24 protein-coding genes are annotated in these 24,245 nt (G+C 36.7%); 12 read left to right on the plus strand and 12 right to left on the minus strand.

All coding sequences use genetic code 11. From position 1 onward, the window contains the following. Nucleotides 1–78 precede the first annotated feature (78 nt). A complete protein-coding gene (locus SOI76_RS09605) occupies nucleotides 79–1,188 on the plus strand; it encodes a 3-deoxy-7-phosphoheptulonate synthase (RefSeq protein WP_025470309.1) in 1,110 nt (369 codons plus the stop codon). 71 nt (nucleotides 1,189–1,259) lie between these two features. Here SOI76_RS09605 and cobS read toward each other — a convergent pair whose 3' ends face one another. The 8 genes from cobS to ybaK form a co-directional block, all read right to left on the minus strand. Further along, nucleotides 1,260–2,003 carry an adenosylcobinamide-GDP ribazoletransferase gene (cobS, locus tag SOI76_RS09610; protein ID WP_104079579.1) on the minus strand — a complete coding sequence of 248 codons (744 nt, stop codon included), beginning with the start codon at nucleotides 2,001–2,003 and terminating at the stop codon, nucleotides 1,260–1,262. A gap of 106 nt (nucleotides 2,004–2,109) precedes the next feature. Next, a complete protein-coding gene (locus tag SOI76_RS09615; protein ID WP_104079578.1) occupies nucleotides 2,110–3,678 on the minus strand; it encodes a histidine-type phosphatase in 1,569 nt (522 codons plus the stop codon). Between the two features lie 124 nt (nucleotides 3,679–3,802). After that, on the minus strand, nucleotides 3,803–4,402 hold the full coding sequence (gene cobC / locus SOI76_RS09620) for a histidine phosphatase family protein (protein ID WP_104079577.1): 600 nt from the start codon (nucleotides 4,400–4,402) through the stop codon (nucleotides 3,803–3,805). Further along, a complete protein-coding gene (gene cobT / locus SOI76_RS09625; protein ID WP_104079576.1) occupies nucleotides 4,395–5,450 on the minus strand; it encodes a nicotinate-nucleotide--dimethylbenzimidazole phosphoribosyltransferase in 1,056 nt (351 codons plus the stop codon). Before cobT ends, cobC begins: the two co-directional genes overlap by 8 nt. Before the next feature lies 1 nt (nucleotide 5,451). Beyond that, the gene (cobU, locus tag SOI76_RS09630; protein ID WP_104079575.1) at nucleotides 5,452–5,970 is read right to left on the minus strand and encodes a bifunctional adenosylcobinamide kinase/adenosylcobinamide-phosphate guanylyltransferase; all 519 of its coding nucleotides are present in this window, start codon (nucleotides 5,968–5,970) and stop codon (nucleotides 5,452–5,454) included. Further along, entirely contained in the window at nucleotides 5,958–6,584 is a 627-nt protein-coding gene (locus tag SOI76_RS09635) for a 2'-5' RNA ligase family protein (protein ID WP_104079574.1), read from the minus strand. Before SOI76_RS09635 ends, cobU begins: the two co-directional genes overlap by 13 nt. A 100-nt stretch (nucleotides 6,585–6,684) precedes the next feature. Next, nucleotides 6,685–8,832, minus strand: a complete 2,148-nt coding sequence (gene mtlD / locus SOI76_RS09640) for a bifunctional mannitol-1-phosphate dehydrogenase/phosphatase (RefSeq protein ID WP_205668409.1) — start codon at nucleotides 8,830–8,832, stop codon at nucleotides 6,685–6,687. Nucleotides 8,833–9,445: 613 nt separating this feature from the next. Further along, nucleotides 9,446–9,913, minus strand: coding sequence for a Cys-tRNA(Pro) deacylase (gene ybaK / locus SOI76_RS09645; protein WP_104079673.1), 468 nt, complete (start codon nucleotides 9,911–9,913; stop codon nucleotides 9,446–9,448). Between the two features lie 190 nt (nucleotides 9,914–10,103). On the opposite strand from ybaK, the gene SOI76_RS09650 reads away from it, so the two are divergent. The 4 genes from SOI76_RS09650 to acadM all read left to right on the plus strand — a co-directional run bounded on the left by SOI76_RS09650 (nucleotide 10,104) and on the right by acadM (nucleotide 14,754). Continuing rightward, the gene (locus SOI76_RS09650) at nucleotides 10,104–10,406 is read left to right on the plus strand and encodes a hypothetical protein (RefSeq protein ID WP_205668408.1); all 303 of its coding nucleotides are present in this window, start codon (nucleotides 10,104–10,106) and stop codon (nucleotides 10,404–10,406) included. Between the two features lie 232 nt (nucleotides 10,407–10,638). Next, the gene (locus SOI76_RS09655) at nucleotides 10,639–12,012 is read left to right on the plus strand and encodes an ABC1 kinase family protein (protein ID WP_104079571.1); all 1,374 of its coding nucleotides are present in this window, start codon (nucleotides 10,639–10,641) and stop codon (nucleotides 12,010–12,012) included. A gap of 229 nt (nucleotides 12,013–12,241) precedes the next feature. Beyond that, nucleotides 12,242–13,525 carry an acyl-CoA dehydrogenase family protein gene (acdA, locus tag SOI76_RS09660; RefSeq protein WP_104079672.1) on the plus strand — a complete coding sequence of 428 codons (1,284 nt, stop codon included), beginning with the start codon at nucleotides 12,242–12,244 and terminating at the stop codon, nucleotides 13,523–13,525. A 23-nt stretch (nucleotides 13,526–13,548) separates the two neighbouring features. Further along, nucleotides 13,549–14,754, plus strand: a complete 1,206-nt coding sequence (acadM, locus tag SOI76_RS09665; protein WP_104079570.1) for an acyl-CoA dehydrogenase family protein — start codon at nucleotides 13,549–13,551, stop codon at nucleotides 14,752–14,754. Between the two features lie 122 nt (nucleotides 14,755–14,876). On the opposite strand, the gene alkM is transcribed toward acadM, so the two are convergent. After that, nucleotides 14,877–16,088 carry an alkane 1-monooxygenase gene (gene alkM / locus SOI76_RS09670; protein ID WP_104079569.1) on the minus strand — a complete coding sequence of 404 codons (1,212 nt, stop codon included), beginning with the start codon at nucleotides 16,086–16,088 and terminating at the stop codon, nucleotides 14,877–14,879. A 189-nt stretch (nucleotides 16,089–16,277) separates the two neighbouring features. On the opposite strand from alkM, the gene araC reads away from it, so the two are divergent. Continuing rightward, nucleotides 16,278–17,222: an AraC family transcriptional regulator gene (gene araC / locus SOI76_RS09675; protein ID WP_414017392.1), complete on the plus strand. Its 945-nt coding sequence runs from the start codon at nucleotides 16,278–16,280 to the stop codon at nucleotides 17,220–17,222. 48 nt (nucleotides 17,223–17,270) lie between these two features. Here the strand turns inward: araC and ppiD are convergent, their stop codons facing one another. From ppiD to SOI76_RS09690, 3 genes are all read right to left on the minus strand, one after another. Next, entirely contained in the window at nucleotides 17,271–19,136 is a 1,866-nt protein-coding gene (gene ppiD, locus SOI76_RS09680; RefSeq protein WP_104079567.1) for a SurA N-terminal domain-containing protein, read from the minus strand. A gap of 131 nt (nucleotides 19,137–19,267) precedes the next feature. Beyond that, complete coding sequence (hup, locus tag SOI76_RS09685; RefSeq protein ID WP_001043034.1) at nucleotides 19,268–19,540, minus strand: HU family DNA-binding protein; 273 nt, start codon at nucleotides 19,538–19,540, stop codon at nucleotides 19,268–19,270. A gap of 169 nt (nucleotides 19,541–19,709) precedes the next feature. Continuing rightward, a complete protein-coding gene (locus SOI76_RS09690) occupies nucleotides 19,710–20,165 on the minus strand; it encodes a phasin family protein (RefSeq protein WP_032055023.1) in 456 nt (151 codons plus the stop codon). Between the two features lie 208 nt (nucleotides 20,166–20,373). Here SOI76_RS09690 and SOI76_RS09695 point away from each other — a divergent pair, with 208 nt between their 5' ends. The 6 genes from SOI76_RS09695 (at nucleotide 20,374) to hscB (ending at nucleotide 24,235) form a co-directional block, all read left to right on the plus strand. After that, on the plus strand, nucleotides 20,374–21,021 hold the full coding sequence (locus tag SOI76_RS09695; RefSeq protein WP_104079566.1) for a hypothetical protein: 648 nt from the start codon (nucleotides 20,374–20,376) through the stop codon (nucleotides 21,019–21,021). 109 nt (nucleotides 21,022–21,130) lie between these two features. Beyond that, nucleotides 21,131–21,604: an Rrf2 family transcriptional regulator gene (locus SOI76_RS09700; protein ID WP_002117915.1), complete on the plus strand. Its 474-nt coding sequence runs from the start codon at nucleotides 21,131–21,133 to the stop codon at nucleotides 21,602–21,604. Nucleotide 21,605: 1 nt separating this feature from the next. Beyond that, complete coding sequence (iscS, locus tag SOI76_RS09705; RefSeq protein WP_104079565.1) at nucleotides 21,606–22,823, plus strand: IscS subfamily cysteine desulfurase; 1,218 nt, start codon at nucleotides 21,606–21,608, stop codon at nucleotides 22,821–22,823. Between the two features lie 67 nt (nucleotides 22,824–22,890). Beyond that, the gene (iscU, locus tag SOI76_RS09710) at nucleotides 22,891–23,277 is read left to right on the plus strand and encodes a Fe-S cluster assembly scaffold IscU (RefSeq protein WP_002117907.1); all 387 of its coding nucleotides are present in this window, start codon (nucleotides 22,891–22,893) and stop codon (nucleotides 23,275–23,277) included. 30 nt (nucleotides 23,278–23,307) lie between these two features. Next, nucleotides 23,308–23,628: an iron-sulfur cluster assembly protein IscA gene (iscA, locus tag SOI76_RS09715; protein ID WP_104079564.1), complete on the plus strand. Its 321-nt coding sequence runs from the start codon at nucleotides 23,308–23,310 to the stop codon at nucleotides 23,626–23,628. Nucleotides 23,629–23,716: 88 nt separating this feature from the next. Then, nucleotides 23,717–24,235 carry a Fe-S protein assembly co-chaperone HscB gene (hscB, locus tag SOI76_RS09720; protein WP_002117921.1) on the plus strand — a complete coding sequence of 173 codons (519 nt, stop codon included), beginning with the start codon at nucleotides 23,717–23,719 and terminating at the stop codon, nucleotides 24,233–24,235. The last annotated feature ends 10 nt before the right edge of the window (nucleotides 24,236–24,245 follow it).

The following is a 24,245-nucleotide window of genomic DNA, read 5'->3' on the forward strand; positions in this document are numbered from 1 at the left end:
TCCAAACTGAAATACCATGCGATGTAGTATTTTCATAATTATTTCATGGTATATTCAGTACACAAAACAACCTTTAGTATGATCGAACCAGTGACAGCAATGACTACACATTTAAATTCCGTTTCAAAGCCAGATATCGACGACGTTAATATTAAAAGCATTCAAACTCTTGTAACTCCAAATGAGCTTAAGTCAGAACTTCCTTTATCTGATGTTGCTTCACAAACTGTTCTAAAAGGCCGCGAAACTATTCGTAATATTTTAGATGGTTCAGATAAGCGTCTGTTTGTCGTTATCGGTCCTTGCTCTATTCATGATCCAAAAGCTGCTCACGAATATGCTGATCGCTTAAAAGCGCTAAGCGAAAAGGTTAAAGATACTCTATATCTAGTTATGCGTGTTTATTTTGAAAAACCACGTACGACAATTGGTTGGAAAGGTCTAATTAATGACCCAGATATGAATGACTCATTTAACATCGAAAAAGGTTTACGTATTGGTCGTAAGCTGTTGCTTGAATTAAATGAAAAAGGTTTACCATGCGCAACTGAAGCACTCGACCCTAACTCACCACAGTACTATCAAGACTTAATTTCATGGTCTGCGATTGGTGCACGTACAACCGAAAGTCAAACTCACCGTGAAATGTCTTCTGGTCTATCTTCACCAGTCGGTTTTAAAAATGGTACAGATGGTGGTTTAACTGTTGCAACCAATGCGATGCAGTCTGTTAAATATGGCCATAGTTTCTTAGGCCTAAATGAAGATGGCCAAGTTTCAATTATCAATACCAGTGGTAACCCTTATGCACACGTTGTATTACGTGGTGGTAATGGCAAACCAAACTATGACGCAGGCTCAGTTGCTGAAGCAGAAAATGCTTTAGCAAAAGCTAAAGTTAGCAACAAAATCATGATCGATGCGAGTCATGCCAACTCAAATAAAGACCCATACTTACAACCGCTTGTTCTTAAAAATATTACTGAACAAATTTTAGATGGTAATAAGTCAATCGTCGGTATTATGGTTGAAAGTCACTTAAAAGGTGGTCGCCAAGATATTCCTGAAAATCTTTGTGATTTAGAATATGGTAAATCAGTAACTGATGGCTGTATTGACTGGGAAACTACCGAGAAGACATTGCTTGAAATGCATGAAGCTTTAAAAGAAGTTTTACCAAATCGCTAATTCATCTTTTTAAGATTGAAAATTAAGCTCTCATTCTTGAGGGCTTTTTTATTTTTGGGTGAAATTCAAAATCAAACTAAATAAAAATAACTCACAACAAAAGCAAAAAGCAGCACGGTTTCACTTAGCTCAATCGCTGCACCGACAGTATCCCCTGTAATACCACCAATTGTTTTTATAAATACATGTCTTAAGTAAACAAGACTGATTAAAAAACTAATGATGGCAATAAGTCCTTGCCATTCCCAATATAAAGCCAATAGCAGCACTAACCCAGCTATTATCCATGAGGCTGTTTTGGGTAAATGATCAGTCAACGAACGCCCTAAACCTTTTTCACGGACATAGGGTGTAGTTAAAAACAAAATAGATGGCACAATACGTCCAAGGATAGGAATAAAGACTAAAAATAACGATTGATGCTGTTCAATCAACACATAAATCAGTGCAAATTTGAGCAAACATATGATAACTAAGCTGAGGACTCCAATTGGGCCACAACTTGGATCCTTCATGATTTGTAAAGTACGTAGTTTGTCTCCAAAACCACCTACCCACGCATCGGCGGTATCTGCTAGTCCATCTAAATGCAGCCCACCTGTTAGCCAAATCCATAAAGTGAGTATGATAGCTGCAAGCAAAAGAACGGGTAATTTAACTAAAAGACACGAGATAAGAAAAAGAATACCGCCAATAATCAGCCCAACCAGCGGATAGAACAAAATAGCTCGACCATTTTGTTGCGCCGTCGGCATTGTCGTTAGCTCAATAGGCAGAACAGTTAAAAATTGCAATGCAATCCAAAAAGGTGTCATATCCAAGTCTCTAACTGGTCTATATTTAAAAACAAATTGAATTATGAAGAAATAAAAATGGGAATAGCAATCCCTATTCCCATTAAAGACGTCAAAAACTGAAAAACTATTGCATTTGATAGCACTGTTTCAATTTGATGTAGTCGTAGTAAAAACTAGTTGGTGTATAACGTGCATAGTTACATGCAGATTTGAACAAAGTTTCTTTTTCGTTATAAAGCATTTTTACCAAAGTATTGCCTTGGCTATTTTGGTAAATATCCCACTGTACATTTGCCGCCATAGGTGAAACTACTTCACCACGCCATGCACTTGTTGAGTAATTATAAGTCTGGCGTAGTGGTAACGGCTGCATCATATTATGTAAATCTAAGCTAGTTGCCAGAGGAATAATAATTTCAGCATGGGCAAACCGTAAAACTGCTTTGTAAGGCTGAGCTTTATTCACCACGGCGTCAACTTGTTGGAACAGATCCTGTTTAAGTCCTTGAGCAATTTCACTTGTGACTTGATTTGACTCTGTAAAACTTGGACCTTTTTCGTAAAAATCGTTTGCATCATTAAATTCAGCGTAGAATTTCGCAGCATCTAACGGCATATATTTATCAAAATCGACACCTTTTAACTCACCTTTCATGCCACCAGAAATTGAATAGAGCTCATAAATATAAGCTGCCGCATCAACTGAACTGGCAATTGTATTTTTACCCTTACCTTTTTCTGTAATTTGCTCACCTTTAGGTGAGGTTACCGTGAAAGATCCGGTGTTGCTAAAACTATAACCTGTTGTACCCAGTTTTTTAATAAAGTCTACTTTAAAAATCGGGCTGAGCACTGTTTGAGCTGTTTTTTCAGCCTGAGTATTTTTTGATAACTCATCTAATTTTTGGGCTAAATCTTTATTATTTTCTTCAAAATCTTGATAGACCTGACTAGCATCATAAATTTTTTGTTGGCTAGCACTCAGGGGTTGAGCTAAGTCTTCGTCTGCATTCAAACTATGAAAATAGAGTTTGAAACGATCAACGCCGCCATCTTCAACACTCGGCCCGCTTTCACTTGATAAATTGGTATAAGACAATGGAACAATTTTATCTTTCAGTTGCGGTTGTTGTTTTATAAGTTCAGCAGTGAAAAATTTAGCACTATCTACCGCACGATCCACCCCAGAACTTTGTACCAATATAGAGGCTTGGGAATTTAAAAGAGTTGGTAAGCGTTGTAATAAACGATCTGCAATGCCACGGTGTTCTAAGATACCAGTCATGGTTTCGTTTCCATAACCGTACTGGCGGATCCCTTCCACGCCATAACCTAATAAGATATTTGCCTTCATCATGGCTTCTAAATCAGCACCTAATTGCTCACCTAAAGGTGTTAAGGCATTTTCTGATTTTGCCTGTTTCCATAAATTATAAAGTGCCAAATCATATTTCAGACTTGATAAACCTCTCGAACCGTGACGCGCCACTAGCTCTGTAAAAACTGGCTGGAATCCATTTGGTGCTTGTTCATAATTTTTTATTTCTTGTTGAGGTTGATAAGGTGTTTTCGTTTGATAATATTTTGATGAGTTTGTCGATGGTGCAGTTTGAGCTTCTTGATCATCATTATCGTTACACGCAACGAGTAATAGTGATGCTGCAAGCACAGTCGTTTTAAATAAAATATTCATAAGTCAGATGTGTGATTAATAAGAAATGCCAATAGCTTAGTTTTTAGCAATGACAGTTCTATTACATAGACTTAAATATCTTTATAAAAATAATAACTTACAAGTGTATAAGAATATAAAACTACTATCTAAATATAAAAGTTAACTGTCCATCTGCTTCAGAAAATTCAAGAGAATATAATTTCCCAAGTTCTGCCGGCATTTTAAGTAAATCGTCTAAAGGCTGTTGTCTGGCTAAGCAAGCCAATAGCTTAATTACACCGCCATGAGTTATAACCAGTGCATGCTCTAAATTTTGTTTTTGCTTATGCTCCAGCAAATTCTGAAAACCTTTAAGAACCCTCGTTTGAAACTGGTTTAATGTTTCTGCGCGAGGTGGACAATATTGAGTTGGTTTTTGCCAAAAGTTTGCCAGTAATTCGGGTGAGGTTTCATAAATTTGCTGAGTTGAGACGCCTTCCCAATCACCAAAATACATTTCTTTTAAGTCATGATTTAGAAGTAAAGGGAGTCCAGTTGTTTTAGCAAGTTGCTCAGCAAAATAAGCGCAACGTTTTAATGGTGAACTTATAATGACATCCCATGGCTGATTAGCCACTTGCTCAATGGTTGACTGCATTTGCTGCCAACCTTTAGCAGTTAACTCATCATCTAAATGACCACGTAAAGTATGGCTATATTGACTTTCGCCATGTCTAAGTAAATCAATTCTAAATTTACCCAATTTTATCCCCGCTTACGGCAGCTTGAGCAAAGGTAGCCATTTGGTTGTGTAATACACATGCCATTTTAACTAATGCCAAAGCAGCGCCAGCACCACTACCTTCACCTAAACGTAAATTCATTTTTAAAATTGGCTCAGCATTGAGTTCTTGTAAAATACGTTGGTGGCCATATTCTGCCGATTGATGCCCAAAAAGCATCCAATCACGTACTTTAGGGTTCATCCGCACTGCGCATAAAGCAGCGACCGAACTAATAAAACCATCCACAATGATAGGTAAGCCCACCTGCGCACAGCGGATATAAGCACCTGTAATTGCCGCGATTTCCAATCCACCAACTGCACACAGTGTTTTGAACGCATCGCCAATAACATGTTTATGATGAAGTTCAATTGCCTTTTCAATTACTTCAATTTTATGTCTTAACTGATCTGCACCAATTCCTGTACCGACTCCGGTTAATTGCTCGGCAGTATCATTTAATAAAAGACATGCTAAAGCAGAGGCAGAACAGGTATTTCCAATCCCCATTTCACCCGCAATATAAATATCAGCGCCTTCAACTTTAGCAGTATCTACACTGTTTTTACCTAACTCTAAAGCGGCACGAGATTCATCTGCATTCATTGCGGCTTGTTTGGCAAAATTTGCTGTACCAGCACGAATACAATGACGTTCAACGCCCGCGTATTCGTATGCTTCACCGACTGTACCGCAATCAATGACCTGCAAATGAGCTTGATGATATTTGGCAATGACACTAATTGCTGCACCACCAGTCGTGAAGTTTTGCAGCATTTGACGAGTTACGGCTTGAGGATATGCAGAGATATTTTCTTCAACCACGCCATGGTCGCCAGCAAAAACTGTAATCCATGGATGGTTAACTTGTGGATGCGCATTTGATTGCAAACTAGCAAGTTTAACTGCTATCAGTTCTAAATCACCTAAGGCACCAGTAGGTTTGGTGAGTTGGAGTTGATGTTGCTCTGCTTGTTGTTTTGCATCCAAATTCGGCTGCTGTACAGACTCTAACCACCAGTTCATTTTATTTCTCACCTTTTAAAATCATTGGAAAACCAGCTACACAAAACACAACCTTATCTGCAATTTGCCCTAAAGCTTGATGTAGCCTTCCTGCTCCATCGACAAAACGGCGGCTAATTTCACCAAGTGGCACAACGCCTAAACCCGTTTCATTACTTACTAAAATAATTTCTGACTGAAGCGTGGGTAAAACTTTTAATAGTTGCTCACACTCAAGTTGTTGAACACTTTGATCTTCTAAAAGTAATAAATTGGTTAGCCAAAGTGTTAAACAATCCACAAGAATAATTTGATTAGGTCGATCAATTTTTTGCAGAGTTTTTGCTAAATATAAAGGTTCTTCAACCAAAGACCAGTGAGAAGGACGCTGATTTTGATGATGGGCTATTCTGCTTTGCATTTCAAAATCTAGCGCTTGCGCTGTTGCAACATAAGTGACAGCTAATTGCGTATTTATTGCCGTTTGTTCAGCCAGTCGGCTTTTGCCAGAACGGGCACCACCTAAAATCAATTGCAACATGAATCACCTAAAAACAAATGCTGATACGGATACAGCTGACCTTGTAAAATTTGAGCTTGATAATAACCAAACGTTAAATGCTCAACTTTAAGGTCAAATTCAGCCTGTTTATATTGTACAGGTAATTGAGAAATTTTTCGTAAAATCAAATTACTACTATAGTCTTTCTTATACAAACCTAATGTAATGTGCGGGCAATAATCTAAAGCCGCAATTTCATTAGAAACTAAACCTAACTTTTGGCGTATCTGAAATAAGATATTTTCGGTGTCTCCTATTTCTACAAATAGAGCACTACTAAAGCTATCGATTGAACCAATTTTTAAATAAAACGGAGCAAAATCTTCTTTTTTTAAGATTTCTCTTTGCTGCTCAAATTCACTCAAACTGAAGTCATCACTATAGACTCTGGTTTCGTGGTCTAAAAATCCACATATAAACAGCGTGATATGATATTGACGACTATTAGGTTCTAATAAGAATTCTGAAAAATGCGCGCGCAAGGCATCTAAATAATCAACTATTTTTTGATCATTAATTTCTAAATACCACAATGCATAATTTTGCCGTCCAAGATGCCATTCGGGATAATCCCGTATAGATGTTGGCATCATGAACGTCGAGGGTTTTAGCAACACAGCTTTAATTCAAAATCATTCAATTTTTGTATTAAAGCATGTTTGCCTTTCAGTTGTAGAGCATAATTAAAAGAATTTAGGCATATTGAGTAGGCGCTTTCTTTGAGTTGGTAGTATTCATGTTTAAAGGCTGTTTACCTTGTTCAGAAAATAAATATTCAACTAATTGCGTTAATTCAACTTCAAGTTGTCTTTTTTGGGCAATACTCATTTCCAATTTCTGAATTTGCTGTTGTAAATGTTTAATTGCATCAGCTTCTTCAATTTCTAAAAATTGAATCGCATAGGCATAACCTAAAGCAGCGCCTTTTAATAGGTTTTTATAAGGCAAATCATGACCTATATTCACCTCAATTGATGCAATTACTCTTTCATTATGAGTTAATTTTCGTAGTGGATCTCTCGCCACTCGTTGACAAGGGTCTTTAAATGCATATTCACATGAGTCTAGAAAGCTTTGTGCCATGCGATCCAAATCTTTTGCATAGTTAGGTAATACAATTGCAAGCCCTTGCTTTACTTCCCTAATTAAATTCTCTGCAAATGCTTTAACTGAATGATCTCCCATTGCGACGCCAATAGAATCATAACCCAGCAAAGATGCATACCAAGCAAGCATGGCATGTACGCCGTTCCATAGACGGTTTTTGATTAATTGGATATCAGTAATCTGATTAACCAAGACAACTTGACGCAACTTTTCGAGTAAAGGGCTCCCTTTTTCAATATAAATTGGCATATCCGTTTCGCTATGAAACAGAATTAGGTCCATGCTTTGTAATATATGACCTGGTTGGAAATTACGGCGCATGTTATCAACATATAAAGATGCCTGGTTTTGCTGATCTTGAGTCAGTTTATTGCAATCTTCGAGTTCGATTTGTTCCTCGTGTTCCACATCTTCTAAATGCTGTTCAAGAAAATTATGCTTAATACGAAGTTGGCGATATAAATTTTGATTAGATAGTTTTGAAACCATACGGTTTACAACGGTGTCGCAAAAGTAATGTTCTTTTAAAATATGCTCAGTTACGTCTTCATCATTGGTTAACTCTAGTAGAGCTTCTCTAAGATGCTTCATAACCAAATATTTCGCACCGACTTTATTTAAAATAATTAGAATAGTTAGAGGTTCAATGCATGCTTCATGTGGTGAGTTAAAACGTGCATATAGCCCTTTTGCAATTATTTTTGCTTCAACTTCGATGGCCTGTTCGGGTAAACAAAGTGCGATCAAACATGAATGGGTATACATCTCCAACATTTGTTGTTCATTTTCAGAATCAACAATACTCATATTCTCAATACGTTCATCATAAGAAAATTGCCCATAGCGAATACTATAAGTTCCAAATGCATTCACTGCTTCGCGGAAAAGACTATTTCGTGTAGAAGCAATAATACGTTTTGGTTTTGTGTAGCCATCCCAATGTGACAAGATCTGTGCTATATAACCACCGCCAATAGCGCCGAAACCATGTATTCCCACTGTCAGTTGATTTAGGCTTTGTGGAAAAGGTTCTTGTATCTCTGGCATATCCATAACAGGGATAAATTGGTCGAGATCGGTTAAAAAGTCATACATCTGATCATAATAAAAATGTGCTTTTTCCAACATTTCGTCATTTGGTTCTTTAATATCTTTTAATAAAATCGTTAAACCTTTTGAAGTGTGAGCTGAAGTTAAACCATTTTCAGAATCTTCAAACATAAGACACTGGTCAGCGTCCAAGTGAAGTTGACTAGCAGCTTTTAAAAAAATTTCTGGATGCGGCTTTCCTTGCTCTACTTCATCACCACAGGTAATCACATCAAAAAATTTATAAACATTCGCATTAATTAAATATTCTTCGGCAATTGCCCTACGGCTTGAAGTCGCAACGGCCATTCTTAAACCCGATTTTCGTAAACGTTCTAAAACCTGAACTAAACCTTTTTTGATAGGCACGCCGTGTTTTCGAATATGTTCGAGTTCCATCTCATCAGCTTTTTTTCTAATTTCTTTATAGGGAATATTTACCCCATATAACCGTTGAGCTAATTGCTCAGCAGTAGTTGCACTTAAACCTAAACATTGCATTAAATATTCGTGAGAAAACTCCTGCCCAATGAGTTCTTGAGATGCCTGTTGCAATGTTTGAAACCGTAATCTCTCAGTGTCAAACATTGTCCCATCCATATCGAAGATAGCTCCATGAACAGGTTTTCCATGAAAAATAAGCACGTTTTTACCTCTTTTTTGATCATGTTTTATTCAGGGTATACAAAAAAATGCCTAAAAAGGCAGGATGTTAATAAATGAAACATTAGTGGTTATTTTTTAATCAAAAATATAATCCATCTGTTACTCAATAGAGTTAAAAGACGAAAAGAGTTGAAATAGATCAATAATTATGAAATTGAGTTTAGATACAAAAACAACAGGCCATCCTCGCCTGTTGCTTTTGATTAGTTCTTTTTGTTGCGCTGATAATGTTTATTTTTATTAGTTCCATTTACCGCTAGATGAACCTGCCTGTTTTTATAATATCTTGCAGGCGCTCACATACCAGAAATCAACTCATCTTTCAGCGTTATTGTTATTGTTATTGTTATTGTTATTGGAGTCGCTGGTATAACTTTAAATCGACTAAAAACTTAACGTTAGAGTGGTACGCACTATAATTAATTTTTTAGAACCCTCCTTAACTCTCAATATAGATAATGATAATCATTATCAATTAATAATTCAAGCTTTTTCTTATTTTTTTTGCTCATGATTTTTTTTGAAAACAGAAAGATCTATATAAAGATAAAAAATAATGATGAGTTCTTAGAGTATTCCTCTAATCCTTTATTTACTCATCAAGTACATCAACAAATTGAGCATTTAAAAGTTGTGCTAGATCTTTAGGGTTTAAGCCAATATCTAGTCCCCGCTTCCCTCCACTCACATAGATTTTGCTGAACTCTTGTGCAGATGCATCAATAACGGTTTTTAAGCGCTTCTTTTGACCTAAAGGACTAATCCCTCCGACTAAATATCCCGTTAAACGTTCAGCGTCTTTTGGATTGGCCATTTGCAATTTTTTACAGCCAAATGCCGTAGCGACTTTTTTTAAATTTAATTGGTGATTAACGGGCAATACAGCAACAAAATAATTCTTATCGTCGCTCACCATTAAGGTTTTGAATACTTCCCTTACATCTAAATTTAGTTTTTCTGCGGCTTCTAACCCAAAACTTTTAGTATTTGAATCATGTTCATATTCATGAATTGAAAATTCAATTTTATTACTTTTTAACAGTCTACATGCAGGAGTCATAATAAGTAGTGTTAGAGATGAAATTGTTTTGATTATAGTTTTTTTAAAAAAAATTTTAAATTTGCTTAGGCTATTTACAAGAATTACATAAAAAATCAAACAGCAACTGAATAAAAAATAATCTCAACTTGATATTCAGGGCGCGACTCCATATATTTTATTTAGAGTTGAAGTCTGAGCTGACAATTTTATGAGTTATAAACACAACAATCTGATGGCTATGCGTCACCGCTTTTGGGATGAATCTTCAGATTATGTATTAAATGAAAAGCAGTTTTTGCAGCAGACGTTAGTTGAACAAGGTGTTTTTAATAACGCCACACTCGACGATGTTAAGTATTTTTTCTACACCTTGCCTAGTATTATTATTGTAAAAGCTCATGCACTTGGTTTTATGCATGATACTGTCAAACAAATGCTGTTACAGCATATTCAGACTAATCGACTTCACTTAATGCAAAAATCTGAATTTAAGATTCAATTTAAAATGTAATCTAAGTGGTTATAAAAGATCCGTTTACCCTATTTTTACTTATCTGAACGCTGAAAGTTTCTTCAATTTTAAAATTGCTTAGGCTATTTTAAAATTATTGAAATAATGATAGCCATTTCGACTGATCATTCAGTTTGAGAGAACTATTTTAATACGCTCAAAACATGTAATATTCGTTACAATTTTAGATCACCAGCGTTTGGCTGCATGATGCGCATAGGATTCTATTTTCATGTCAAATCAGAAAGATAAGCTTAAGAGTTTAAAAACTTCTTCCATGGATCGACGCTTATCAATCGCGAAAGCTTCTTTACTTGCAGGAACACGTTGGGCAACTGCAAGTGCCTCTTCTATATTTTCTAATGAGGAGGAAAAAGAAAAGAAACGCAAAAAAGCGATGAGCGAACAAGCTAATTATCTGGTTTCTGAAATAGGTAAACTTAAGGGTTCTATTGTTAAAATTGGCCAAATGATGGCCCTTTATGGTGAACATTTTTTACCTGAAGAAATTACACAAGCGTTAAATACCTTAAATAACCAAACAGTTGCATTAGATTGGCCTGCAATTAAGCCACATCTTCAAGAGCAACTAGGCGCTAAATTAAATGATTTAACCATTGATCATGAGCCAATTGGCACGGCCTCTCTCGCACAAGTACACCGTGCAACGCGTAAGTCAGATGGCTTAGAGTTAGTTTTAAAGATTCAATATCCGGGCGTTGCAAATGCAATTGACTCCGATATGAGCTTGTTTAAAAACATGCTTAAACTGACGCGTATGGTTCCACAAACCCGTGAATTTGATCAGTGGTTTGATGAAGTACGTGAAATGATGCATCGCGAAGTTGACTATGGTGTTGAAGCTGCTACTACCCGTCGCTTTGGTGAACGTTTAAAAGATGATGAGCGATATATTGTTCCAACAATTGTAGATGAATACTGTACCAATCAAGTACTCTGCATGACTTTTGAACGTGGTGTGCCAATTAACAGCCCGGTTATGCTGTCATTACCTCAAGAACGTCGCAATCAACTTGGTGAAGCTTCGCTAGAAATTGCGGTTCGTGAAATTTTTGAATGGGGTGAAATGCAAACTGACCCTAACTTTGGTAATTATCTGGTTCGTTTAGGTAATGGACAAGATGTTCAGGACAAAATTGTATTATTAGATTTTGGTGCCATTCGTCAGTTTGATGAACACTTGCTAACAGTTGCCCGTCAACTCATTCAAGCAGGTTATCAGCATAATAAAGATGCTATGGTGAAAGCCATGACTGGTTATGAGTTCTTTGATGCAATGCCTGAAAGTATTAAACCAGGTATGGCTGATGTCTTTTTACTTGCGACAGAAGCATTCAGCACTCCTGCAAATAACCCAGATATGCCTGCTGGCCTTATGGATGAACACGAACGTTATGACTGGAAGAAAAGTCAGCTCCATAGTCGTGTTATGCAGCAAGCGAGTAAATCAATGGCATCACGTTATTTTTCGGTTCCGCCAAAAGAGTTTATGTTTATTAGCCGTAAATTCATTGGAGCCTACACATTTATGACGGTTATTGATTCAAAAACCAATGTGCGACGTATGATTCGTAACTTTGCTTAATTTAATGAATGACTAGAATGATTCCATGTCATTCTAGTCAATACCTCTCACCTCATCAAATTTTAAAATTAATTTAAATAAATAAAATCAGCATCTTATAAATTAATTAATTTTTATTTACCTTTTATCTACTCATTTTTCGAATGTCAGTAACGACATAGTTTTTTATTATGAGGCGTGTCAGCATAAAACAATAACAATGTGTTAGGACACCATAATCATGACAAGTATGATCAATAAAGCTCAGGGTTTGGGTTTATCGCTGATCACCAGATTGGCTGGAAGCGATGTACTTGATCAACTCAAATTGCGTAAATTTGTTGAAAAATCTCTTTATCAAGGTTCAAAAGCTGGCTTTAGAGCATTAACGCAGACTCAAAAAGCATTTAAACCCAAGCAAATCTCTCAACAACGTTTGCCTCGTCAACAAAAAAATCTATTTGATTTAAGTCTAACCGAAGAACAACAAATGACTTCTGAAGCAATGTCCCAATTTGCTCAAGAAGTCTTATTGGGATTGGCTCATGATGCTGATCAGACAGCTCAGTTTCCTGAAAGTCTTTGGCAATATGTGGAAGATTTAGGACTCAATTACTATGCACTTCCAGAAGCATTAGGTGGTGTAGCAACTGAACAAAATATTGTTAGTAATCTATTAATAGCTGAAAAATTAGCTGAAGGTGATTTTAGCCTTACAGCAGGATTACTCAGTACCTTTAGCGTTATTAATGCAATTACACGTTGGGGTTCTACCGAAGTTCAGTCGATGTACTTACCATGTTTTGCAGAAGACTCAGACATTACCGCAACTTTTGCTGTTCAAGAAGCAACTCCAGCATTTAATCCTTATGCTTTAAAAACAAAAGCATCACTTAAAAATGATCAATATTTTATAAATGGTGAAAAAACCTTAGTCATTTTAGGTGATTTGGCTGATGTGTTCTTGGTGAGTGCAGACTTTAATGGCAAGCCGGATGTATTTGTAGTACAAGCGGGCGATACCATTTCCATTAAAAGTACCCCTGCTATGGGTCTCAAAGCAACAGAGACAGCTACTTTAAAATTCAGCCATACACCTGCTATACGATTAGGTACAACAGATTTTGATTACACCGCCTTTTTAGATTTAGGCAACTTAATGTGGTGTGCAATGGCTGTAGGTACATGTGAAGCTGTAAAAGCTTACTGTATTAAATATGCCAATGAACGTACTGCATTCGGCGAGCCAATTTCTCATCGCCAAAGTGTCGCTTTCATGATTGCAGATATGGCTATTGAAATTGATGCAATGCGTATGTTGATTTTAAATGCTGCAAGCCTTGCAGAGTCAGGCAAACCATTTCACCGCGAAGCTTACTTAGCCCATCTCCTTTGTGCTGAAAAGTCCATGAAAATCGGTACAGATGGAGTGCAAATTCTTGGTGGACATGGTTTCACAAAAGAACATCCAGTTGAACGTTGGTACCGCGATTTACGGGCTACTGCAATTTTACAATCTGGCTTACATGCTTAAATGATCAATCAGAGGATACTTTAATGAATTTACAAAATCCTAAAAAATTCAAAATGATGATTGATCAAGCACGTGATGTTGCGATCAATGTTTTACGCCCTATTTCTCGTAAATATGATAAAGCTGAACATGCATATCCAAAAGAACTTGATATGCTCGCCTCTCTCATCGATGGCATGAATGAAGGTGGTGAAGGAATTAATGCTGGAGCTGCGGGTGCTGGAAAACGTGGTGATACAGACAATGAAGGTGTTCGTAACGGAACCAACATGTCGACCGCTCTTGGAATTATTGAGATGTGTTATGGCGATACAGGCTTATTACTGAGTATGCCTCGTCAGGGTCTTGGAAACTCGGCAATTGCTGCTGTCGCAAATGATGAGCAATTAGAAAGGTTCAAAGGAACATGGGCAGCAATGGCCATCACCGAACCGGGTTGTGGCTCCGACTCTGCCGCTATCCGTACCACGGCAACCAAAGATGGCAATGACTATATTCTAAATGGTGAAAAGATTTTTGTGACCTCAGGTGAACGAGCAGACTCTGTCGTGGTTTGGGCTACACTTGATCGCAAACTTGGCCGTGCAGCTATTAAATCATTTGTAGTACCCAAAGGTACGCCTGGCATGAAGGTCGAACGTCTCGAACATAAATTGGGAATTAAAGCTTCAGATACAGCCGTGATTAGTTTTATTGACTGCCGCGTACCAGCCGAAAATCTTTTAGGTAATGCCGAAGTCGATGTTGCGAAAGGCTTTGCTGGAGTAATGGAAACTTTTGACAATACTCGCCCGTTAGTTGCAGCAATGGCAATCGGTTGTGCGAAAGCATCACTAGAGCGTATTAAAGAAATTTTTAAAGATCAGCTTGATCCTAACTACTCGACTCCCTATCTGCATGCTTCTAACCTTGCAGCACAAATCTACCGCATGGAGGCTGAATGGGAAGCTGCTCGTCTGCTCATGTTAAAAGCAACATGGATGGCAGATAACAAAAAGCCAAACTCTAAAGAAGCTTCTATTGCAAAAGCAAAAGCAGGTCGTGTTGGTAACGAAATCACTTTAAAATGTGTCGAATTAGCATCAAGTGTTGGCTATAACGAAGACGAACTACTTGAGAAATGGGCGCGTGATTCAAAAATTCTTGATATTTTTGAAGGTACTCAGCAAATTCAACAATTAATTATTGCACGTCGTGAACTTGGTAAATCTTCTAGTGAATTAAAATAAGAAAGACGCAAGAGAATCTAAGTTCTCTTGCGTCATAACGCTAAGATTTATCTAAAAATAAAACCCTCTAATCACATGATTAGAGGGTTTGGTATTTCAGGAATATATTATTTTTTCAATTTTTATGCTTCTAATGATTTATCTACTACACCAAATTTTTTGAAGATTTTTGCGCGACGTTTTGAAGAAATATTTGCTTTGTTTAAATCACCTTTATAGTGATCAAAAACTCGCTTATCCATTATTTTGAACCACAACGAAGGAATTAACGCAGGTAATAACATACTTGCATACCCACTTGGTAATTCAGGCGCCTCATCAAAATGACGTAAAGCTTGGAATGGACGAGTCGGATAAGCATGATGATCTGAGTGACGCTGCAATTGGTACAAGAATAAATTTGTTACTACGTTATTGTTGTTCCAGCTATGCTCTGGCATTGTACGTTCATATTGACCATTTTCTTTTTTCTGACGTAGTAAGCCATAATGTTCAATATAGTTAATAATTTCAAAAAGACTAATGCCGTAAAATGCTTGTGTCGCTAAATATGGAATTGTGCTTTTACCAAAAATTCCCACCATAGAAGCATGGAAAGCAGCGCTCATTCCCCAGCCCTGTAATAATTCATTATCTGCTGACCAGAACTCTTTTCCTTTACGTTTTAAACGATTTTTCTCGATTTCAATTGCAGATTTAAAAGAACCTACAACTGTACGTGGCCAGAACTCATAAAATGTTTCGCCCATACGTGAAGAAGCAGGATCTTCAGGAGTTGCTGCACGTTTATGATGACCATAAGGATGTTCGATACGGAAATGGTTATAACCTGTAGGAACCAAAGCAAGGTGAGATAAAATATGATCAATACGATCATGCTTGTGGCTTAATTCATGGGCTGTATTAATCGCAATACCATTAATTGCACCCATCGAAACACCAAGTAAAATTTTATCAATGAATGATGTGGTCTTACGGCTTGTTAAATAACATGCATAAACATTTGCAGCATACTGCAAAGGAATAAAACTTTTCACAAGACGTGAATAATATGGATCTTTTTCTAAAAGCTTAATTTCTTCATCAGTCGGATTACGTGCATCCTTCCCAATAACAGTATCAATTGCAGGGATCACAATATGTAATAAAAGTGGACCACCTAAAGCGAAAACTTTTTTTAATGGGCGTGGACCAAAATGGTAACCAGCTAAAATACCTAAACCAATTACAGGTAGAGCTGGACTAATCATCCATAAATAGCGCTTACGATCTATCTCACGCATAGACGCTGGCACTGGCATAAGTTCTTGCTGAACATTTACTGGTGCATTCATAGTCATATTTCCTTTTTCTATATATCTATATAGTTAAAGAAATAGTACTTACTTAACAGTAGTAACCGTCCAAAAAACCTATTTCAAAGTCTTTGGCATTTTCTTCCACTTTTTTGTCCTAAAAACACATGTTGATCTATTCTCATAGCTCACTATAATTTTATTAAAATAATGATTGATCATTTAAAGATGGATGCACTAAGTAAATTTTTTGATGATATTCACCTTAATAAGTCTGAATACATCTATTTAAAAGCACAAGGAGAATGGGCTTTTAAAACACAAGATCAATCTGCTTTACTTGCCTATATTGTTTTAACTGGTTCAGTATATATTCAACTTAATGCGTCAGAAAAAATAATTGCGACAGCTGGTGATATTATTTTAATTCCTTCTGGAAAAGCACATAGTGCCACTGATTCAAAATCAACAGCAACTAAATTAGTAGATTCTCTAGATATTACTTCACTTTTTAATGGCCATAGACAAGACGCGATCGAGTTTGGTACTTCTTCTCCAGATAAAACATTATTACTATGTTTACGCTGTCAGATCGATACTCATATGGCAGGTCCTTTGATTAATGCATTGCCTTCTATCATGCATATTCAACATGAAAATCAAACCAATCCACCCGAATGGCTACAAATTGGGCTTTATTTTTTAGCAATTGAAACTCAAAAAATCAGGCCGGGACATGACAAAATTATTGATCATTTAGTCAGTATTCTTCTCATTGAGTGCATCCGTGATCACATTCAACAAATGACAGATCAACAAAACTGGCTAAGTGCATTAACCCACCCTGAATTGAGTAATGCCCTATCTGCTATTCACAGCCAACCAGAAGTTGCCTGGACAGTTGAGTCTTTAGCAGAACAATGCTGTATGTCACGTTCCAAATTTGCAAATCTATTTAATAGTATTATTGGGGAACCACCTCTCACTTATTTGCAACATTACCGTTTTCGTTTAGCAAGTCAGTACTTACGCACAAGTAATTTTTCAATTCAGCAAATATCAAACAAAGTCGGCTATTCATCCGAGACTGCTTTTAGTCAGGCCTTTAAAAGAATTTTTGATTTATCACCTAAACAATATCGACAGCAATATATCGAACATCATCTCGATTAATAGAAAATAAAAAAAGCGCCGAAGCGCTTTTTTTATTTGATCAAATTATTATTTAATTTTTGCATGTGATTTTAAATATTGGCTGTAATCTTCCAATATTTGTTGACCACGTGATTGGCGATAAAGTTGTTTTAACTGTTGTAACTGATCGGCAGGAATGGCATTTACAGCTGATGAATTTACATTTGAAACTGCAACTACTACAAGCTCATTTGGTAAGTTTGCTGTTGTAACAGACCACATACCTGGTTTAGGTGTAGCTAAGCTAAATGCAGCACGTTCAATTTCGCGTTTTAAACCTTGTGATCGAGTAAACACACCAGCTGACTCAAATGCGACTTTGTTTTTAGCAACCACTTGGTCTGCAGGTTGAGTTTTAAACTCAGTCAACATAGTAGCAATTTTTGCTTGAGCAGCCTTACGCGCTTTTTCATCGATAACTTTTGCTTTTGCTTCATTCATCGCTTGCGCTAATGGTTTTACACCAGCTGCGTGGTAATCACGTACTTTAACCCATACCGTATCACCATTCGCTAACTGAATATTAGAGGAAGTATTACGGTCACCATTCTTCACATCATCATTAAATAATTTAATTTTGACACTTGGATCGCTTAAATATGGATTTTGAGTAGCTAAAGTTACACCATTTAATGATTCAACTTTTGTACCTTTTACTTCTTGAACAACAGCTTCTAAAGAATCATTGCCAACAATCGTTTCATTCAAACTATTTACGGTATCTGAATAAACGGTCGCAACTTTATTCTTTTCAACCTCAGCAGTTAAACGAGCCTTCTCAGCTTCAAATGAAGGGATTTGGTTAGCTTGAGTTTCTGCTTCAATAATATGATAACCATATTGTGTTTTTACTGGCTGTGAAACTTGTCCATTTTTCAAACTTAAAACAGTTTTATCAAATGCATCCGAGAAAACACCTGGTGCATATGCTTCAACTAAGCCGCCTTTTGCTTTTGAACTAGGATCTTCAGAGAACTGCGATGCAGCTTGTGCAAATGAAAGACCACCTTGAATTTTCGCATAAACTTCTTTTGCAAGCTTTTGAGCTGCTGCATCATCACGAGCATCAGTAGTAATTAAAATATGCTTTACAGTTCGTTTAGCATCTTTTTTCTGAGTTTCAACAAACTTTGCATAGGCTTGCTGAAGTTCAGCTTCAGTTGCAGGAGCTGGTTTAGCCACCATTGAAGGAGATAACACAACATAATCCACATCAACCGAAGCTTGTTGCTTAAATTCATTTTGATGCTTGTTGTAATAATCTGTAGCTTCTTGATTAGACGCAGTTAAGCCTGTTTTATAACTATCTAATTTAATACTAGCTAAATGTAAAGTACGTTGTTCAGTTTGCAAATTCGCGATTTGCATAAGATCAACTTTACTTACTAGAGAGTAATCAGCAAATGTAGAAGTTAACATTTTTAAAGCATGATCTTGACGTAGGCTTGAAATTAAACCTTGGCTTGTCATGCCGATAGAACGTAAATAATTTTCATAGAGTTTTTGTGAGAATTGACCATTCTCTTGCAAACTAGGCTGTTGAGCTAACATTTGCTCAATTTGAGTATCACTCAAAGAAATACCTAATTTTTCCGCTTGCTGAATTAACAAATTACGCGACACTAAAATATCAAGTGCCTTAGCCTGAATGACAGGCAAATTAAGTAAACTCTCATCACCTTTAACAGCAGCTAAATATTGTTGTTTGTAAGACTGAGTTAAAGTTTCAAGGTCTTTTTTAGATATTTCTTGGCCGTTTACTGTCTTTGCAACATCAGCCTTGTTTCCCCTATTAAAATATCCTTCAATACCTACAAGTGCTAAAGGGGTCAAAAACAAAATTAGAAGGACTTTGCCGAGCCAACCCTTAATGACTGTACGAAACGATTCCATAAGTATTCCAATATTTTATTTCGAGGAGAATTTTAACTGAAAAACCACAATCAATGAATGAGCAATATTGGTCAATTCAGATTTTTAATAAAAAACGCGCCTATATTGGCGCGTTTATTCATCTTAAAAGATTAAGCTACTGAATCTTTAAGACCTTTACCAGCTTTGAAGCTTGGTACTTTTGTTGCTTTAATTTGAAGCTCTTCACCAGTTTTAGGGTTACGACCAGTACGTGCAGCACGTTCTTTAACACTGAAAGTACCAAAACCAACTAAAGTTACTGTGTCACCTTTTTTAAGTGCTTCAGTAATTGACGCAATTGTCGCATCGAGTGCCTTGCCTGCATCAGTCTTAGATACTCCCCCTTTTTCAGCAATTGCATCGATTAATTCTGATTTATTCATGAATAAAACATCCTCTTAATATCGTTTGTTTAAGGTCCAAGGCTATAGTTTAAAAGGCCATGACGCCTTTATAGCAATGCTTTAGGGGAAAACGCAATACTAGAGCAGGGCTTTTAGCAAAAATAAATGCTAAAAAACTGTTATATATTTGCTAAATCCCAACATTTTTTTACTTTTTATTCAATTTTGCTTTCAACTGCTGGTTTTCTTCTATTAAAGCATCCACCTTAATATGCAGTTGTACAAGCAGCTGTTCAATGTGTTGTAAATCCTTCGGAGTGACTAATCCTATTCGGTTTAAAGAATGATTAACACTCGTATCAAGAATCTTCTCTACCTTATCTTTTGTTTCAGATACAGATTCTTTAGCTTTTTCTGTAACTTTACCTACAGTATTATCGGCTAAGTCCCCAGTTTTTGACTCTAACTCTTCACCAACTTTGACCAAGGAATCAAAGAGTTTGTTGCCCTCTTCTTCGGCACGTGAAAATGCCCCTAGTCCCGCCAACCAAATTTGCTTAGTATACTTTCTAAAATCTAAAGCAGATTTTCTTGAACCTCTTGATTTTAATTTATTTTTTTCTTCTGACTCTTCTGTCTGGTTATCTATATTTGCATTATCCATTAATCTAAACTCCTAATCAGATGAGAGAAATGATGACTGATTTGACCACAAAATATTTCTATAATATCAAAGTAAAGACTTGATCCATTTACAAAACTGTTCTACAAAGCAATTAAGTCATGTAAATATATTTAACACGACATTGTGTTAAGTTTGGGATAGGATGTCCCATTCTTCAATTAATTGCTATTTGTAAGGATAAACTTTTATGAGTGAAACGCAACAAAGACAAAAACATCCGCGTCTGTTGCTGAATATTGTCCTAATTATTTTAGAAACTTTCTTTTCATTTATTCTCACCCACGATGGTGCTCTTCGCTTGCAAGCGAAAAAGTTTATCTTAAACAAAACAACAATTCGCATTAACAGCTATCTGCCTTTTTTTGACTTCTATGTTCAATTTACAGAGAAAGGCTTGTTATTCGACATCCACTCTTTTGACAGACGTATTGATCTTGAAATCAATAGTACTCTCGTTGACCTCATTAAAATTTTCGGTTTTTCAAATCAGCGTAGTCTTAACAATATGCGTATTGATGGAGATGAGGAAACTAAAAAGGAACTTCTAGATTTAATTTCTCACTTAACATTACCTAAGTTACTTGCAGACTGGAAACAATGGTTCAATGCAGTTGATGATGAAGCTGAAACACTTGCTTCGCATAAAAAAATTGCACCTTTACTTGAAAAAATTGATCAACAACGATCAGAAATCAATTCACTTCATGTGGAAATTAAACAATATCAAAATCGAATTACCCGTTTACAGCGACGCCAACGAAACATTAACCTCTCCTTTGGTATAATTAGCCTAATATTTATTGCTTATTTCATATATAATTTGTGGGTTGTTTAATTTATTTTTCCATTTTGTTCCTATACTTGAATTAAAAATAAAAAAACTTGACTATTTTAGTCGGGATTCATAAAATCCTATTATCTAGTCTTAACATGTGTATCGAATCATGCGCCTTACAACTCGCGGTCGCTACGCAGTGACTGCTCTACTTGATTTAGCTTTGCAGCCAACTGAACAAACGATCACGCTCGCCGAAATTGCCGCACGCCAATCCATTTCAGTTGCTTATTTAGAACAGTTATTCGCAAAACTTAAGCGTCATGGGTTAGTTTCTAGTGTTCGTGGTGCAAATGGTGGTTATCATTTGGCTCGAAATGCTGATGAAATTACTGTGTTAGAAATTATTGAAGCCGTAAATGAAACCGTTGACGCAACACGTTGTGACCATAAAGGTAACTGCCAGAATGGTGCAATGTGTCTCACTCACGATTTATGGCAAGAACTCTCTCATCATATTGCCGACTATTTAGCAAAAATCTCTCTTGCCGATCTCATTAGCCGAGACAACGTTCAAACTGTTGCATTACGCCAAAATGTGACTGGCACAGATTCAGCTCTTTTATCGGGTACAGGTATTTGATATGAAACGTCCAATTTATCTTGATTACGCAGCAACCACTCCAGTAGATCCGCAAGTTGCAGAACGTATGATGGAGTGTTTAACTTTCGACGGTACCTTTGGTAATGCTGCGTCTCGTTCCCACGCTTATGGCTGGCAGGCAGAAGAAAAAGTTGAATATGCACGTGAGCAAGTAGCAAATTTAATTAAAGCTGATCCACGTGAAATCGTTTGGACTTCTGGTGCAACTGAATCAGACAACCTTGCCCTTAAAGGTGTAGCTCAATTCTATGCATCTAAAGGCAAACATATCATTACAAGTAAAATTGAACATAAAGCTGTTCTAGATCCTTGTCGTGAATTAGAAGAACAAGGTTTTGAAATTACTTATTTAGAGCCAGAGCCACAAACAGGTTTAATTACTCCTGAAATGGTTAATGCTGCCCTTCGCCCAGATACTATTCTTGTTTCACTGATGATGGTAAACAATGAAATTGGTACAGTTACAGACGTAGCAGCGATTGGTGAATTAACACGTGCCAATAAAACATTCTTTCATGTAGATGCAGCACAAGCGGCTGGTAAAGTCGAAATTGATTTATCTACTATGAAAATTGACCTTATGAGTTTCTCTGCTCATAAAATTTATGGTCCAAAAGGTATCGGTGCATTATACGTACGTCGTAGTCCACGTGTGCGCTTAAAAGCACAAATTCATGGCGGTGGTCATGAGCGTGGTATGCGTTCTGGTACTTTAGCGACTCACCAAATTGTAGGTATGGGTGAAGCTTTTGAAATTGCTGGCAAAACAATGCAAGCAGAACAAGAGCGTATCCGTAAGCTTCGCGACAAGCTTTGGAATGGTTTACAAGATCTTGAACAAGTTTTCTTGAACGGCCACCCAACTCAAAACGTTGCTAACTATTTAAATGTCAGCTTTAACTTTGTTGAAGGTGAATCTTTAATGATGTCTCTTAAAGATGCTGCGGTATCAAGTGGTTCTGCTTGTACTTCTGCAACCTTAGAGCCTTCATATGTTCTTCGCGCATTAGGTTTATCTGATGAGTTAGCACACAGTTCAATCCGCTTTAGTTTTGGTAAATACACAACTGAAGAAGATATTGATCACGTGCTTACAATTACCAAAGCCGCTGTTGAGAAATTACGTGAACTTTCTCCGCTTTGGGATATGTATAAAGAAGGTATTGATCTTTCTACAGTTGAATGGGCTGAACACTAATTCATTGAAATTAGTGTTTTTACCCTCATATTAATATTAGGCTGACCCCGAGGTTTGGAGAAGCGAAATGGCTTATAGCGAAAAGGTAATTGATCATTACGAAAATCCACGTAATGTTGGTGTTTTAGATAAAAACTCTGAAAATGTAGGTACAGGAATGGTGGGTGCACCTGCATGTGGCGACGTGATGCGTTTACAAATTCAAGTAAACGATAGCGGCGTGATTGAAGAAGCACGCTTTAAAACTTATGGCTGTGGTTCTGCAATTGCATCAAGTTCCCTTGTAACTGAGTGGTTAAAAGGTAAAACTCTTGATGAAGCTCAAGCGATCAAAAATATTGATATCGCAACTGAGCTTGCACTTCCACCAGTAAAAGTTCACTGCTCTGTACTAGCTGAAGATGCAATTAAAGCTGCGATTGATGATTACCGCAGTAAAAAATCTAAAGCTTAATTTGTTACCATTGTAAACGTTGGAGTTTTCATGATTCATTTAACTGAAAATGCTGCGACTCATATTAACAATTACCTTAAAAACCGAGGTAAGGGTGAAGGCATTCGCGTGGGTGTGAAAACTTCTGGTTGTTCTGGATTGGCTTATGTTCTCGAATTTGTTGATTCTATCGATGAACATGACCAAGTTTTCGAACAATTTGGCGTTAAGGTTGTTGTAGATCCAAAAAGCTTAGTCTATTTAGAAGGCTTAGAAATGGACTACGTTAAGAACGGCCTTAATGAAGGGTTCGAATTTAACAATCCTAATAAGAAAGGTGAATGTGGTTGCGGTGAGTCTTTCACTGTATAACCCACTTCTCCTTCCATCCTTTTCATTAAAACAGTGTCTTTTTATAGCACTGTTTTAATGTATTTAATTAACGTGGACCTCCTTTCTAATGAATCATTTTGAGTTGTTCAATTTACCCGTAGAACTCGATATCGATTTGGCGAGCTTAAAATCTAGCTTCTTAAGCTTGCAGCAGCAATATCATCCAGATAAAGCAGAAGATAAAGATCAGGCGTTGATCAAATCAAGTGAAATCAATCAAGCTTTTAAAGTTCTGTCGCAAGTAGATAGCCGCGCTGCTTATCTTCTAGCATTAAAAAAGCAAGACCATCACCTCGATCAATCTATTAGTGATTTTGAATTTCTGCAATCAGCTCTAGAACTTCGTGAACAACTTGATGAAGCAACTTCACAAGAGCATTTAAGCACTCTTAAACAAGAAGTGTTTCAGTGGATTGATGGTTTAGTTCGCGAATTTAAAATTGATTACTCAGATGAAGACTGGGGTGAAGCTCGAGATACTGTACGTAAATTACGTTTCTTTCAGCGCGTTCTTAACGATATTGAAAAAGCAGAAGATCAATTGTTGGATGATGAAGACAACTTTGATTTAGATGACGATTTTTAATTTGCTTTTT

Origin of the sequence: Acinetobacter pittii (assembly GCF_034064985.1) — a bacterium.
GTDB classification, from domain to species: Bacteria; Pseudomonadota; Gammaproteobacteria; order Pseudomonadales; family Moraxellaceae; genus Acinetobacter; species Acinetobacter pittii_H.